This is a genomic window from Cytobacillus depressus, from assembly GCF_008923245.1.
Classification (GTDB): domain Bacteria; phylum Bacillota; class Bacilli; order Bacillales; family Cytobacillaceae; genus Cytobacillus; species Cytobacillus depressus.
Genome location: NZ_WBOS01000012.1, coordinates 59,604 through 74,540 on the forward strand (window position 1 = coordinate 59,604; position 14,937 = coordinate 74,540).

Sequence of the window (14,937 nt, forward strand, 5' to 3'; positions counted from 1 at the left end):
TGACAATTAAAATACACCAAAAAGCACATTTCCAATAAAAGTAGGAAATGTGCTTTTTCGAATTAGTTTTCTGCTAATTTTGCTAATTTATTGCCTTCAGGCTTTTTTGCCATCGGATCCTCTGTCTGTTTGGAACGCTTAATAAAGAAAGCAAGTACAAGGGCTACACCCGCGATAAAGGTTGCCACGAAGAAAGCATCATTAATCCCTTCCAGCATTGCCTTCATCATAATTTGCTGCTTCATTTCGGCGGCTGCAGATGCAGATACCTGCCCTGTCGCATGCTTCATCGCTTCAGCGGCCAATTCAGTGGCATGTGTTTCCGTCCGATTAGACATCAGTGTAACTAGTAAAGCTGTACCAATTGCACCAGATACTTGGTTCAAAGTATTGTTCATTGCCGTACCATGTGGGTAGAAACGTGCCGGAAGCTGATTTAAACCATTTGTCGAAACCGGCATCATCACCATCGAAATTCCAAGCATTCGAATAGAGTTTAAAATAATCAAATGAGTATAAGTCGTATCTAGTGAAAGCTTGCTAAAATAATAAGTAGTTATGGTTGTAATTGCTAAACCAATGACAGCCAATATTCTTCCACCAATTTTATCAAATAATTTCCCTGTAATAGGTGACATAAGTGCCATAAGAATCGCTCCAGGCAACATCATTAATCCTGCATCCATCGGTGATATCCCGCGAATCGTCTGCACATAAATCGGAAGTAATAACATTCCCGAGAACATGGCCATATTTAATACCATACTGATAGATGAGGATAAGGCAAACATCGGATACTTAAAGACGCCAAAGTTAAGCATCGGGCGTTCCATTTTAGATTGACGTAAAATAAACCAGATAAGAGCAACTACACCAATAATAATGGTTAAATATACTTGTGGGCTATCCCAGCCATTTTTCCCTGCCGAACTAAATCCATATAGCAAACCCCCAAAACCTGCACTTGATAAAAGAACGGAAAGGAAATCTAAGCGAATTTCCACCTTATCTTTCTTATCTTTAAGCAGGAAAAAGCCTACTAATAGAACGATGACAGCAATTGGCGTCACAAAATGGAACAGCATTCTCCAATCATAATTCTCAATAATCCAGCCTGATAATGTCGGACCGATTGCTGGCGCTGCCATCATAATTAATCCGAAAAACCCCATTGCCGTTCCTCTTTTTTCAATTGGGAAACTAACTAGCATCACATTCATTAATAGCGGCATCATAATAGCTGAGCCAGATGCTTGAATCATTCTTCCCGCCAATAGCAATGGAAAGGCATGAGCAAAGCCTGCTAAAACCGTTCCGATCGTAAATAATCCGATAGCAATCAAAAATAAATGTCTAACTGAATATTTTTGAATTAAGAAGGCAGTAGTTGGAATTAATACGCCATTTACTAACATAAAGCCAGTCGTTAGCCACTGGACAGTAGAAGGTTCCACTTTAAGGTCCATCATGATTGATGGAAGTGCTATATTTAGTAATGTATTATTTAAAAATGTAATAAAAGCTCCGATCATTAAAATCGCCAGAATCCCGTAGGGTGGACGATTTGATTTTTTTATGGAATTTTCCATTCACTTTCCCCCTATACACTAAGTCTATAATTTTGTACTCGTGTTTCACAGAACAATATCATATACCATGTGTTCAATTTTTGCAATAAGAAAATGCTTATATTTATTAAGTTTGTCTAAAATAAAAAAGTAATGTACTATATTTTTATACAGTGAGTCTAAATTATTTTAAAGGTGATCAAATGAATGCTAGAAAGCAACATGTAATAAAAGTTGCCCATCAATTATTTATGGAAAAAGGATTTCAGACAACATCCATTCAAGATATTTTACAATTAAGCGGGATTTCAAAAGGAACGTTTTATAATTATTTTTCATCTAAAAACGAATTATTAATCGCCCTTTTTAAGTCAATATATAAACAGCTCGAAAAGGATCGAAATGATTTACTAATAGGACAAGATCCGTCTAATATAGAGATCTTTATTAAACAAATTGAATTACAGTTGGAAACAAATCGATCAAATAAGCTGATTTCTCTTTTTGAGGAGGTCTATTTCTCGAGCGATGAGGACCTTAAGCAATTGATTAAGAGAGGCCATTTAAGCATTCTTCGCTGGACATACAATCGTTTCATTGATATCTTCGGCGAAAGCAAAAGACCCTATTTACTGGATTGCTCCATCATGTTTATGGGTATTTTGCAGCATAATCTTAAATACAATGGAATGGCCCATAACTCAAATGCAAACATATATAAAATCGTCCGTTATAGTGTCAATCGAATTGTAAAAATTGTGAATGAGGTAGCTGAATCTGGGGATCAATTACTAGGACCTGAATTGCTAGAAAACTGGCTACCCAAATGCAAAGGGAACACAGTAGATTTCCATAACGACGTGATAAACACAGTTTCGGAGTTAAAAAAAGAGTTAGCCAACCATGAAAACCAAACCAAGTTTTGCGAATTACTGGATTTTATTCAAGAGGAATTATTGGATTCAAAAAAACCGCGAAGATTTCTCATAGATATAGCTCTTCAAACACTGACAATGGAAAAAACATTTTTGGAAAATAAGGAACTTAATAAGCTTGAACATCTGATTGCAGCACATTTTACTCAAATTGAGGAAACAGACTAAAGGTTCATTGGACTTAACGCCATCACTGGTGTTAATAGCATTTTTCTAGATCTCTTTTAGATTAGATCTTTCTCAGAAAACTTTAATCTGCCTTTAAATTGTTTGTAATGTTAATAATTTATTCTTATAACCAAGGAACAACATACTAAAAAATATAGGAGGTTGTTTACTTTGGTAAAAAACTTTAACGTAAACAAAAAATTATTTAAAGGCCAATTTCACGAAAGACATACGTTTTCAGTAAATTTTCAAGGAAATGAATATCAAGGAATTTATCATAATGGTAAGATTTCTTGGTTCAATCCTCAACCCATAAATCATATCAAAGAAAAGTATTTAGCTATTATGGAATCCATCGTTCATAAAAAAATGTGTTATAGATAATTGATAAAAGACCCTTTCCTGATAGCGGAAAGGGTCTTTCGATATATTTTACTTAGAATGATAGAACGTTTTGCTAAACAGAGTAAGCTCTTCAATTCTTGCTTTGTCCGGCTCTATATGTTTTGTTAATTTAACGTTCGCTTTAAGAATTCCCTTGTCCGCTCTTGGGTTGGATGGTTGAAAATTTGCTCCGGGCTTCCTTCTTCGGCAATGACTCCTTTATCCATGAAAACGACCCGGTCAGAAACTTCTTTCGCAAATTCCATTTCATGGGTCACAATCAACATGGTTAACCCTGTGTCTGCAAGCTCCTTCATGACCTTCAGTACTTCTCCTACCATCTCGGGATCCAGTGCCGATGTAGGTTCATCAAACAGCATCACATCCGGTTCCATTGAAAGGGCTCTAGCAATCGCTACACGCTGCTTTTGACCACCTGACAATTGTTTGGATTTCGCATTTACGTATTTATCCATACCGACAATTTTCAAATATTTCATCGCAATTTTTTCGGCTTCTTCTTTCGAACGCTTTAACACCTTTACTTGCCCGACAACACAATTGCTTAAGACCGTATGATTATTAAATAGGTTAAACTGCTGAAAAACCATTCCAAGCTTTGTACGGTAAGCGTGGATGTCATGTTTATCGTCTAAAATATTTTCGCCATTGTAAATAATTTGCCCGCCGCTTGGTTTTTCTAAAAGATTCACACAGCGAAGAAGAGTAGATTTACCAGACCCAGACGAGCCAATGATGCAGACAACTTCTCCTTTGTTCACTGAAAAGTCAATGTCTTTTAATACTTCATGCGTTCCAAAGGATTTGCTTAAATGCTGTATATCAATTACTTTTTCCATATATGCTCCTCCTTCGATTTTGTCTAGCTCCAGCGCCTAGGGGCTCGAGGTCATAAGTCAATCTGTCAAAAAGGTTAAAGAACAACCTTTCTGCCAGCTTGCCTAATGCTTGTCGCCCCTGACCACTAAGGAAAGCTTCTTAGAATAGTCATCGCAGGAACAATTTGATCTGTAATTGTTCCGAAGGCGCTTGCGCTTTTCTGATTAACGAGCTTTTGTTTCAATCATGCTGTAGTTTTCCGGGCCATCTAGTTTTCTTTCAAAATAGCGCAGAATTAAGGTGACCGTAAATGTCATAACGAAATACAGAACACAAGCTACAAAGAATGGTTCAAAGTATTTGAAGCTGATGCCTGCCACTGTTTTTGTCTGGAAATATAATTCCGTCACTCCAATAACGTTCAGGACGGACGTATCTTTAATATTAATGATAAACTGATTACCAGTAGCTGGTAAAATATTACGGATCACTTGCGGCAATACTACGTTAAGCATAGTTTGCACATGATTCATACCAACTGCCTGAGCGGCTTCAAATTGTCCTCTGTCGATAGAAATAACCCCGCCGCGAACAATTTCCGCCATATAAGCTCCCGTATTAATGGATACGATCACGATTGCTGCAACTGTTACGTTCATATCAATGCCAAAAGCTAAAGCAGAACCATAAAAAATAACCATGGCCTGTACAATCATCGGTGTTCCTCGGAAAAACTCTATATACATAGAAAGAATAGCATTAACTATTTTTAAAAATATGCGTTTGAATTTTTTTTCAGGCACAGGAATTGTACGTATGACTCCTGCCAATAAACCTATAATTCCGCCAATGACTGTTCCAATGATGGAAACAAAGAGTGTCATCCCTGCTCCCCGAAGGAACATCGGCCAGTTGTTTGCAACCATTGTTAAAATATATTCTAAGCTCATACTTACCCCCTATTAGAAATCGAAAGCGCCAGGCGCTGAAGCTAGACAGAATTTAAATACCGGCTGCAAAAGGATGCAGCCGGTATTCACTTCTATATTATTCTGCTGCTGGTTGACTTTTCACCGCAGTATCCATAATATTTTGGCGTTCTTCTTCAGAAATACCTGATAAGATTTCGTTGATTTTACCTGTTAATTCACTGCCTTTTTTAAGTCCAACTGCTACAGCTGTATCAGCCTCATCTGCTTTGAATCCATCTTTAAATTCAACCATAGCAAAGTTACCATTAGCTGAAGAAGCACTAATTCCTTCAGGACGTTCTGATACATACCCATCAATTATTCCTGACTCTAAAGCGACACGCATCGCAGGGAAATTGTCCATAGCCGGCTTTTTCTGTACGCCTTCAATTTGATCAATGACAGCATAGTGAGATGTATTTAACTGACCAGTCACTTTTGCCCCTTTGAAATCTTGGATAGAAGTAGCCCCTTCGAAAGGTCCACCCTTTTTAACGACCATAACAAAATGTGAAGTATAGTAGTTTTCTGAGAAGTCTATCGTTTTCTTACGCTCTTCAGTTGGGGACATACCTGCAATAATGGCATCCAATTTGCCTGATTGTAATGCCGGAACAAGCCCATCCCATTCCGTTTTCACAATGACTAATTTTTTACCTAAACCTTCAGCAATTTTCTTGGCGATTTCTACGTCATATCCGCCTGCATACTCAGCATTGCCATCGATTTTCACACCGCCATTGGAATCATCTAATTGTGTCCAGTTGAATGGAGCATATCCCGCTTCCATCCCTACTCTAAAAACTCCCTCTGATTCTTCAGATTTATCTGTAGTTTTTCCCGCATCACTGCTTGTGCCACATCCTGCCAATAACAGAATCATAGATAAAGACATGGCTAATAATATTGATAATTTTTTCCTCATGTCCATACTCTCCTTTTGTCCTAGTAGTTTAGTATATTTCCGCGTTAAAAAAGGTATGCCTGCCACTTATCACAAAAGTGGGATTGTTTATTTTATTTCGTCTTTTAACAAAATAAAAAGAGACCTAAGGAAAACTCAGGTCTCGTTACATGCATTTTAGCCTAAAGTCCTCTTCTTTTCCCTTCATGAGATAGCACCCCTCAATAAACCGGGAAGTTTATTGAGACAGTCCTGTAGCTATTAACTACAGACCCAGCTAAATAATATTGAGAATATTATTAGCTTCGGCGATATTTCCTTCTCGTTAGCATCATGGCTTCTCAAACTCCACTAAAGACTGTTAAATATCGCGCCTCTACCTCACTAGTAAAAGTGAGGCCTTATTAAATTGTTACATGTAGTCTATTACAAACAGTGGTTCATGTCAAGATACCTAGAATTGTTGGGAGAAAGAACCTCTTTGCGCGTTTTTATAGATAGCTATCAAGAATTACTAGACTTGAGGAATTTTGAATGTGCTATGAGACATTCATAGTGAGCGTTTTGGGAGGGGAACTTGGATAACGAGTGCTATGAAGTGGTCATGGCGACCCTTTGAGATGGCGAACTCGGAAAACACGTACCATGAACCACTCATGGCGACCGTTTGTGATGGAGTCTTCGGAAAACGAGTACTATGAACCTTTCATGGAGTGCGTTTGAGATGGCGACTTCGGAAAACGTGTGCTATGAAAAGGAATGTCCGGTATAAAAACATTGATGGCTCATGGGTAAGATGAGGCATTAAAAAAAGCTGTCCGGGAAGACAGTTAATCGACTTCTGGACAGCACCATTTTCACTATTGTTTATTTCTCGTAATAATCTTGGGAGTGATAGGCTCTAAATCCGATAGATTCATAAAGCCGTAAAGCATTGGCATTTTTGGCTTCTACTTCTAGAAAAATAGGAAAACCAGTTTGATGCTCCTTAATTACCGCATTCGTTAGCGCTTTTCTGCCAATCCCCTGTCCTTGATATTCAGGAAGGATTGCAAATCCATAAATCCAAGCTTCTCCATCGGTGCGGGAGATGCGCATTTTTCCAACAGACTTCTCACCAGACATGACAATATAATATTGATCCATATCCCATCTTGGTCGTCTATTATATTCTCTTGCCTCATCTTCTTTAAAACCAAAGCATTGCACATTTAATTGAACCTCTAATTCAAAGTCGTCGGGAGTGGATAATCTTAGTTTGACCTCTTCATTTTCAGACAAATCCTTTTCTTCCCATTTCATTTGATGCTCGGAAAATGCATAGGAGCATGGAATTGTTTGCAAAAATTTCTTCGCAGACTGTGAATTTGAAGGTGCATTTAAGAGAATCTGTGTAAAGCCCCTTTCATTTACTGCTTGTAAAGCAGTATGATAAAGCTCAGTAAAGATTCCTTTTCTACGAAACTCAGGATGAACCATCCCACATAATTCAACTTTATTTCCAAACCCATATAGAGCGATAAATCCTACTAGCTGCCCGTCCTCATAATGTAAAAAGTCATTTGTCTCATTTTCTGGGCGCTCATTTAACATCTCCCAATTAAGCTTTAACTCAAATGACTCATTCGCCTCGCAAGCTTGTTGCAGCTCTTTAATGTCCAGTAATTGTTTACTAGTTAACAAGAATGTTCCCCCTTGAATTAAATCAATCCTGACTTAGTGGGTAAATGTCGTCGGCCGCATTTCACTGCGCTGGTGATACTTTGTACATAAAGGTTGCTAAACTAACCGACTACGTTTCTTTAAAAAATAATGACTTATTTCGATACATGAGTTGTGAAATCTGCAAGTAATCTAGCACCAAATCCCGTTGCTGATTTCACATAATAGCCCTCTTCTTCACTTTCCATGACCCCTGCCATATCTACATGCAACCATTTACAAGATTCAGGCACAAAGCGGCGGAGGAATAATCCTGCTGTAATGGATCCTGCTTCACCTTTTGAACTTATATTGCAAAAATCAGCATAATCACTCTTTAAATATTTGTCATATTCATCCACTAATGGCATCGGCCATACGAAATCGCCATTTTCTTTTCCAACAGTTTTCATTTCGCTAGAAAGCTGCTCATCCCCGAACACACCAGCTAATTTTGTACCAAGAGCATTGAAGATTGCACCTGTTAGTGTGGCTATATTCACAACGTATTCAGCTCCCCATTCACCTGCACGAATCAGCCCATCGGCTAGGATTAAGCGTCCTTCCGCATCCGTGTTCCCAACTTGGACTGTATGCCCATTTTTATAACGAATGATTTCACCAGGAAGAACGGATGTATTATCAGGTGAATTCTCAACCATTGGAATCAATGCGACTACATTTACTTTCTCATTTGATGCGGCTAACAGCTTCATCGCTCCAGCAACCGCAGCTGCTCCGCCCATATCCATTCTCATATCACTTAAGTTTCTACCGCTCTTTAAGCTAATTCCCCCTGTGTCGAACGTAACCCCTTTTCCAACAAGAGCAACAAGTGGCTTTGATTCGTCGCCTCGGTAAACAAGTTCAACAAATGCAGGCTTATATTTACTTCCGCGTCCGACTGTTAAAACGCCGTTCATTTCCATTTCTTCAAGCTTTTCTTTATGAAATACATTTACTTGAACATTCGTATGGGCAAACTCATCTTGTAAAACCACAGGGAATGTTTCAGGATTCAATACATTTGGCACTTCATTCATTAAATCACGGGAAAAATTAGTTGCCTCTGCACGAATTTTTCCGCTTTCGATGAATGACTCTAAATCTCCCGCACCCTCAATGAGTAATTCAGTTTGAAAAACAGTTTCTTTTGACTTATAAATGACAAACTTATATGAGCCTAAGTGCCAGCCTTCCACAAAAGCGGTGACCAATTCTCCAAGTTTCAAGTTTGGCAACGCTTTGCTGAGATGGTCTGCCTCAACAACTGCTTTCTCTACTTTTCGACTGCTTAAATCACGGGAAATAGCACCCGCAATCATACGAACTTTTTCATATGACTGCTTCGCTTCTTCTACTTCCTTTACGGTGGCTACTAGTTCTTCTTCATGAAACAAAGTTGTAAATTCCGCTTTACTATTTTCAACAAATTGCTTAATTTGATGGTTATTTTGAATACGAGAATCATTGGAAAATAATATTGTTGCCTGTAATGACATTGATTCTTCCTCCCTTTTCTATATCACATTATTTATTTCGTTATGCGAAAAGTAAAATCCTTTATTAAAGCAGTTATTTTATGAAAAAGATGCTGCTTTCTTCTTTGGCCTTCTCACTTCCTTTAGCTCAGGATGTAAATGATGTATGACGGATGGTCTGGCAAGGTAAAGAACTACCCCTATTAATAAAGCCGAGGAGAAAAACAAAATCCAATGAGCTGGAAAAATATCATACAAAAATCCATACAACACCATTCCTAATGGCATCAGTGCCATTGCCATCGTTTCTAGAATGGAAAAAACTCGCCCCTTAAAATCATCATCGATTTTCTTTTGCAGCATGACTTGTATAGGTGTATTCACGATAATTAATAAAATACCAAAGCCAAACATAATCAAAATATAATAAGCTAAAACGATGCTATACGGCATTATGATGAGTAAAGGGATGGCCATACCGCCTATCGTCATTCCCAGTCCAATAATACCTCTTTTTGACAGAACTAAAGGAAATTCCACTTCTTTTCTGACAGAAAAGAATATGGACATCAACAGCATTCCAAACGCTAATGCCCCGCCTGTTATCCCAAAATGGGTAGGAGGCATTTTCAGCTTTTCAATCAAAATAAATGAATAGCCTACTTCGAACGCACCAAATAAGAAATTAACAAGGAGCCCAATCCAGATAATTGTCATTAAGATCGGCTGTAATTTCAAATAGCTGATCCCGGCCTTCATACTTTGCCACATCGTTTCTTTTTTCTCATTTTCTGCATCTGTCTTACGATTGGAAAAGAGCTTAAAATTCATTGTTGATTCAAGAATGACAGCAAAAGATGAAGCAACCATATACATAATTAAGAAAGTTGGCATGGAGACAGCTCCGTATAGTAATCCACCAACAGCAGGACTGCCAATGGAAGCAAATGAAATCGACATTTGATTTAGTGACATCGCCCTTTGAATTCTTTCTTTGTCAACAAGTCCGGTAATCGACGAAGTAAAGGTTACCCCTGAAAAAGCAGAAGTAATGGAGAGAATACATGTTGTCGCATAAATTGCTCCAAGTGATAAACCTGATGAGAGAGTAACAAAAAGCAATCCACCAATAGCCAACGTCGTACTAATTTGCGCCGCAATGACAATCATTTTTCGCGAGTACCTGTCTGCTGCATACCCTACAAAAGGAGAGATAAGGGTTCGCGGCAAAATATTACATATAAGGTTTGCGGCAAAGCTTGTCGCCGACCCTGTCAATTGCAAAATATAAAAGCTAATAGCAAAGGAATAAACTTGAGCCCCAAATGAAGAAATCAGTTTACTAATTGTAAATGTCCAAAGATGATAGGTTGCTTTTCTCAGCTTTAAAGCATCATCCATAACTATCCCCATTTCAAAAAGTTTAATTTTATTAAACATATCGTACCACACCACCTCTTCCCTTTCAAGAAAAAGTTTAATATAATTAAACATAATGATTTAACTTAGGAGTGTGCCTATTTATTATGTTAGGAGAACGAATCCGAAAAATAAGAAAACAAAAAAAAATGACCCTTGAAGAACTTGCCGGGGACGCTTTAACGAAAGGAATGCTCAGTCTTATTGAAAATAATAAGGCGAATCCTTCGATGGAAAGCTTGCATTATATTGCTGAACGTCTTGGTGTCGAGGTATCTGATTTATTAGAGGAAATAAGTACACAGGAGTTAAGGAAAACCCTTGATATAGCAGAAGAATTATACAATGCAAAAAAATTAAGTGAGACAGAGACTGCATTCAAAGATACAGATAAAGATAAAGAAATTATCAGTCTCATAAAGCCTTACATCTCAAGCCTTACTCAAGGCTACGAATCAGCACGGTTATTAGACATTTACAGCCGTAGTCTTTATAACGAAAAAGTAGCTGGGTGGCAGAAGTTTTCCGAACAAGCAGCAGACATTTATGACCAAATGAACCTTACTTCCCAGCGTGCAGCGATTGGGATTTTACGCGCACACGAGAAATTCATCGATCACCACTATGACCAATCTTTAGAAATATTTTTAAATGAACGTGCCAAAATCGAGGACAATCATGCCTATATTGACCCAAAGACCAGGCTTGATCTTGATTATCAAGAAGCCGTTTTATATTTTGCTGTCGGCCAAACAGAAGCTGCAACCCACGCCATGGAAAGAGCCATCGCCTATTCAAAAAAACATCGGATTTTCTATCGCATTGACGATTTATATAGACTTGCAGCTGGATATGCTATGATTACAAAAGATACAGATAAAAAATTATACTACTCCAATAAACTTAGGCAATATGGCGAGTTTGCAGACGATCAATATTCTATACTCTTTTATCACTTAATGATGATTGAAACGCTAACGTCTAATCATGAATATGCAAAAGCCATTCAAAAGATTAATCAATGTTTAGCAGATTCGAACATATTCGAGATACTTAAATTTTATTTTTATATTGAGAAAGGCAAAGCCCTATACGGCCAAGATCGCTATGAGGAAGCCCTTCATTGTTTTGAAAAAATAGGGATACCAAAGTTTACACATCATCCGATTGATTTATCTCTATTTTATGTAGTGGATTCCTACAAAGCACTTTGCCATCTTAATTTAAAAAATTGGGACGAGGCGCTTCAATTTGCGAAACTTGCGGTAGATCATTTCGAGCCGATGCCGGGGAATTCTCTTAAAGAGTTTGCGAAGGAAACGTATAATCAAATAAGAAAAGTGGCCAAGGAAGAATGAGTTCCTTGGCTTTTATCTATAACATTTCCCTTTAAATCAGGTAATTCCAACAATAATAAAAAGAATTCAATCGCCATTTAAGACTTTTTACTCCCTAACGAAGTCTAACGTTTAGTAATAAATAAAGGGGGGTTCTCCTTGGATATTAGTAAACTATTAAAAAAAGCAAAAAAAGGAGATGATCACGCATTTTATGAACTTATGCAGCTTCACAAAACGCGCTTATTAAAGATTGCCTTCTCTTATTTGCGAAATGAAGAGGAAGCACTGGAGGCTTTACAGGAAGTAACATTCAGAGCGTATCGCTCCATTAATAAAGTAAAGGAAGCTGAATATTTTTCAACATGGCTCATTCGAATTATGCTGAATTACTGCCATGATCAAAGCCGGAAGAATAAGAGAATAGCAGATCCCTCTCTATTGGATAACTTAGCGGAATCAATGGATCACAATCAAACATTAGAAATCCAAGAAGCTTTGCTGAAAATAGACGCTCGCTGCAGAGAAGTCATTATCCTCAAGTATTATCACGATCTTCGGATTAAGGATATTGCTGAAATACTAGAAAGTCCAGAAAGCACGATAAAAACATGGTTATATAAAGGACTGAAAGCACTGAGAAATCAGATGGAGGATAGGAGTGGATTGAATGTTTGAAAAGGAAGAAAAGGAACTTGAAAAATCGAAAGATTTGTACAATGAATATGCCTTTTCTGATGATCAGGCTAATTCAGCCATCTTGAAAGGCATTCATCGCGGAAAAGAACTAAAGCTAAAAAAGAGGAAATTACGCCCGTTAAAAATACTATTAACAGCAAGCATTATCATTATATCCTTTTTCACAACAGTAAATGTTTCTGAAACAATGGCTACTTATATGAAAAACATTCCGGGAATGGACAAGATTATAGAATTAGTCCGCTATGACAAAGGGTTGCTGGCGGCAGCAGAAAATGATTATATTCAAAAAGTGAATGCTTCTGTCGAACACGCCGGTATACAACTAACAATAGATTCTGTAATCTATGATGAAAAAAGTTTAACTTTGTTTTATAACTTTCATGCTGAAAATGAAGATCTTCATGTCATAGGTGATTTTAAACTCTTAAATAATAAAGGCGAAGAACTTTCTACTCAAAAACACGGAACAGTTTGGTCAATAGAAAATTCGCTATTAGAATTACGATTCACACTTAATGGACAAAAACAGCTTCCGAAGGATCTTATTGTTTCAGCCCAATTTAGTATTGATGGGCAAAACTACAAAGATGTTTGGGAAATTCCGTTGCATTTAGATGAAAGCAAGTTTGTAGAAAAGAAAGTGTTTAAACTGAATGAAACAGTAGTCATTGAAGGACAGGAGATGACTATTAAAAATATAGTCATATATCCTTCACAAACAGATGTGCATGTTTCATTTAATCCACAAAACAGTAAGCAAATTTTCGGTTTTAATGATCTTCGGTTAGTAGACGAAACGGGGGAGGTTTGGGATTTAAGAGTGAAAGGTAATGATTCTATTAATGAAGACGAATTCATCATACATTTGGAAAGTAACTACTTCTCCAATCCGAAAAAATTAAATTTGCAATTCAGTTCTCTTCGGGCCCTTGATAAGGATGAACGATGGCTCGAAATCGATCCAGTAAACAAAAAAATTCTCAAAGCACCTAAAGACGGGAGATTTAAAGAAGTCGAAATATGGGAAGATGAAATTCGAATCAAATTAGAAACCAAATCTAACTCCAATGTCGATTTAATATTCACACATGCTATAGATCAGAACGGTAATATTATAGGTGAAAATGAAGGAGTAGGTATAGCACCTGATAAAGATTCTATTATATATCAAATCCCATATCCTTCTGAAAAAGCTCCACCTGGACCGATTAAATTAGAGTTGCTTGACTATCCGGCAACGATTGAAAAAGAAGTGAACATAAAAATAAAATAATTATTAATAATAATCATGGCTATCCAGCAAGTCTGTTTTTCCTGACTTACTGGATAGCTTCATTCAACAAACCTTCTTAAAAACAGTCCAAAAAAGGAGTAGAAGGACATTTCAGCTTATTTATTCTTTCTTCTATCAACTTAATTTTAAAATACGTTCCCGCAGCTCTTGATGGAACATAAAAAAAAGCCTACCATCGACACGTTAAAACATTAACGTACCTAAAGTAAGCTCTAATCTTCAAGTTTTATTTTTCCAACGCTAGGTTGCTTTCATTCTCATCATGTGCTAAAAAATCAGCTAAAGCTTGTTTGTTTTTATCAAAATCAATGGACAAGACCTGCCCCACATTTAAACGTTCATTCTTATAAGAATCATTAATTGGAATTCTTATTGTCTCCACCTGTTTGGACTTTCCCGCAATCACACCTTTTCCAATGGCGAGAATGGTTCTCGTATCAACATTCGTATCTATGTATGGGTCTGCCACTCCGAGTATTTTAGGGAGATTCACTAAACTATGGATCGTAACGGCTTGCTCCTTAATTTTCGACATTACTTCTTGCTGACGTTCGACCCGTCCAAAATCACTTAGGCGATCGTGACGAAAACGGACATATCCAAGCAACTCATTTCCATGTAAAACTTGTTTCCCAGGATGCAATGTCATTTCAATTCCATACGACATTTCATATGGAATATCAACCTCTATCCCATTAGGAGCTACAATATCTACTATTTTCGAAAACCCGTTAAAGTCCACAACTGCGTAGTAATTAATATCAACATCAAAATTTTGCTTAATCGTTTTTCTGACTAATTCTGGCCCTCCGATAGCAAAGGCGGCATTTATTCTATGCTTTCCGTGATCCGGGATATCCACATACGTATCTCTCATAATTGAAGCAATTTTCAAGCGATGAGATTCTTGATTATAATGTGCAATCATTAACGTATCAGATTGCCCATTCTCTTCTCCTCTTGTGTCACTTCCAATTAGGAGAATATTAATTTCCCCGAATTCCGGCTCCGAACCTTCGAACGATTCAAACGTTGTACCATCATCTTTGTACACCCCGTCACTCGCCATAGAGAGACCTTTATTATATTGATACATACTATAAGCAGCCGCAGTTATTATTAATAAAGTCACTACTAAAAAGAGGTTTCTAATCCACTTACCTTTAGTCTTTCTATTTTTCTTCATATATAACATCACCAATCATTTAAATAATAGCTGTAATATTGTTGCAT

At 37.3% G+C, this 14,937-nt stretch carries 13 protein-coding genes and 1 riboswitch; of the genes, 5 read left to right on the forward strand and 8 right to left on the reverse strand.

Annotated elements, in window-relative coordinates; translation table 11 throughout:
* Positions 1-62: 62 nt before the first annotated feature.
* A complete protein-coding gene (locus F7731_RS18890; RefSeq protein ID WP_151536349.1) occupies positions 63-1,589 on the reverse strand; it encodes a DHA2 family efflux MFS transporter permease subunit in 1,527 nt (508 codons plus the stop codon).
* Between the two features lie 182 nt (positions 1,590-1,771).
* Here F7731_RS18890 and F7731_RS18895 point away from each other — a divergent pair, with 182 nt between their 5' ends.
* Positions 1,772-2,671 (forward strand): TetR/AcrR family transcriptional regulator, encoded by a 900-nt coding sequence (locus F7731_RS18895; RefSeq protein WP_151536350.1) that lies wholly within the window; start codon positions 1,772-1,774, stop codon positions 2,669-2,671.
* Between the two features lie 171 nt (positions 2,672-2,842).
* Positions 2,843-3,055, forward strand: a complete 213-nt coding sequence (locus F7731_RS18900) for a DUF5342 family protein (RefSeq protein WP_151536351.1) — start codon at positions 2,843-2,845, stop codon at positions 3,053-3,055.
* 125 nt (positions 3,056-3,180) lie between these two features.
* Here F7731_RS18900 and F7731_RS18905 read toward each other — a convergent pair whose 3' ends face one another.
* The 6 genes from F7731_RS18905 to F7731_RS18930 all read right to left on the reverse strand — a co-directional run bounded on the left by F7731_RS18905 (position 3,181) and on the right by F7731_RS18930 (position 10,392).
* On the reverse strand, positions 3,181-3,915 hold the full coding sequence (locus F7731_RS18905; protein ID WP_151536352.1) for an amino acid ABC transporter ATP-binding protein: 735 nt from the start codon (positions 3,913-3,915) through the stop codon (positions 3,181-3,183).
* A gap of 204 nt (positions 3,916-4,119) precedes the next feature.
* Positions 4,120-4,845: an amino acid ABC transporter permease gene (locus tag F7731_RS18910; RefSeq protein WP_151536353.1), complete on the reverse strand. Its 726-nt coding sequence runs from the start codon at positions 4,843-4,845 to the stop codon at positions 4,120-4,122.
* Between the two features lie 97 nt (positions 4,846-4,942).
* The gene (locus tag F7731_RS18915; RefSeq protein ID WP_151536354.1) at positions 4,943-5,791 is read right to left on the reverse strand and encodes a transporter substrate-binding domain-containing protein; all 849 of its coding nucleotides are present in this window, start codon (positions 5,789-5,791) and stop codon (positions 4,943-4,945) included.
* Between the two features lie 183 nt (positions 5,792-5,974).
* Positions 5,975-6,157: riboswitch (Lysine riboswitch) on the reverse strand.
* A gap of 480 nt (positions 6,158-6,637) precedes the next feature.
* A complete protein-coding gene (locus F7731_RS18920) occupies positions 6,638-7,453 on the reverse strand; it encodes a GNAT family N-acetyltransferase (protein WP_151536355.1) in 816 nt (271 codons plus the stop codon).
* A 134-nt stretch (positions 7,454-7,587) separates the two neighbouring features.
* Positions 7,588-8,973 (reverse strand): leucyl aminopeptidase family protein, encoded by a 1,386-nt coding sequence (locus tag F7731_RS18925; RefSeq protein WP_151536356.1) that lies wholly within the window; start codon positions 8,971-8,973, stop codon positions 7,588-7,590.
* A gap of 78 nt (positions 8,974-9,051) precedes the next feature.
* A complete protein-coding gene (locus tag F7731_RS18930; RefSeq protein ID WP_343032868.1) occupies positions 9,052-10,392 on the reverse strand; it encodes an MFS transporter in 1,341 nt (446 codons plus the stop codon).
* A gap of 86 nt (positions 10,393-10,478) precedes the next feature.
* Here F7731_RS18930 and F7731_RS18935 point away from each other — a divergent pair, with 86 nt between their 5' ends.
* The 3 genes from F7731_RS18935 (at position 10,479) to F7731_RS18945 (ending at position 13,683) form a co-directional block, all read left to right on the forward strand.
* Complete coding sequence (locus tag F7731_RS18935; protein WP_151536357.1) at positions 10,479-11,729, forward strand: helix-turn-helix domain-containing protein; 1,251 nt, start codon at positions 10,479-10,481, stop codon at positions 11,727-11,729.
* A gap of 138 nt (positions 11,730-11,867) precedes the next feature.
* Positions 11,868-12,386: a sigma-70 family RNA polymerase sigma factor gene (locus F7731_RS18940; protein ID WP_151536358.1), complete on the forward strand. Its 519-nt coding sequence runs from the start codon at positions 11,868-11,870 to the stop codon at positions 12,384-12,386.
* Complete coding sequence (locus tag F7731_RS18945; protein ID WP_151536359.1) at positions 12,379-13,683, forward strand: DUF4179 domain-containing protein; 1,305 nt, start codon at positions 12,379-12,381, stop codon at positions 13,681-13,683. The genes F7731_RS18940 and F7731_RS18945 overlap by 8 nt, the downstream gene beginning before the upstream one ends.
* 247 nt (positions 13,684-13,930) lie before the next feature.
* On the opposite strand, the gene F7731_RS18950 is transcribed toward F7731_RS18945, so the two are convergent.
* Positions 13,931-14,890: an LCP family protein gene (locus tag F7731_RS18950; RefSeq protein ID WP_246197320.1), complete on the reverse strand. Its 960-nt coding sequence runs from the start codon at positions 14,888-14,890 to the stop codon at positions 13,931-13,933.
* Positions 14,891-14,937: the final 47 nt, after the last annotated feature.

What these genes read in the sequence shown, in the direction of transcription:
- F7731_RS18930 (WP_343032868.1), bottom strand. Translation starts at nt 10,392, where the DNA reads ATGTTTAATAAAATTAAACTTTTTGAAATGGGGATAGTTATGGATGAT.
- F7731_RS18925 (WP_151536356.1), bottom strand. Translation starts at nt 8,973, where the DNA reads ATGTCATTACAGGCAACAATATTATTTTCCAATGATTCTCGTATTCAA.
- F7731_RS18890 (WP_151536349.1), bottom strand. Translation starts at nt 1,589, where the DNA reads ATGGAAAATTCCATAAAAAAATCAAATCGTCCACCCTACGGGATTCTG.
- F7731_RS18910 (WP_151536353.1), bottom strand. Translation starts at nt 4,845, where the DNA reads ATGAGCTTAGAATATATTTTAACAATGGTTGCAAACAACTGGCCGATG.
- F7731_RS18950 (WP_246197320.1), bottom strand. Translation starts at nt 14,890, where the DNA reads ATGAAGAAAAATAGAAAGACTAAAGGTAAGTGGATTAGAAACCTCTTT.
- F7731_RS18895 (WP_151536350.1), top strand. Translation starts at nt 1,772, where the DNA reads ATGAATGCTAGAAAGCAACATGTAATAAAAGTTGCCCATCAATTATTT.
- F7731_RS18935 (WP_151536357.1), top strand. Translation starts at nt 10,479, where the DNA reads ATGTTAGGAGAACGAATCCGAAAAATAAGAAAACAAAAAAAAATGACC.
- F7731_RS18945 (WP_151536359.1), top strand. Translation starts at nt 12,379, where the DNA reads ATGTTTGAAAAGGAAGAAAAGGAACTTGAAAAATCGAAAGATTTGTAC.
- F7731_RS18915 (WP_151536354.1), bottom strand. Translation starts at nt 5,791, where the DNA reads ATGAGGAAAAAATTATCAATATTATTAGCCATGTCTTTATCTATGATT.
- F7731_RS18905 (WP_151536352.1), bottom strand. Translation starts at nt 3,915, where the DNA reads ATGGAAAAAGTAATTGATATACAGCATTTAAGCAAATCCTTTGGAACG.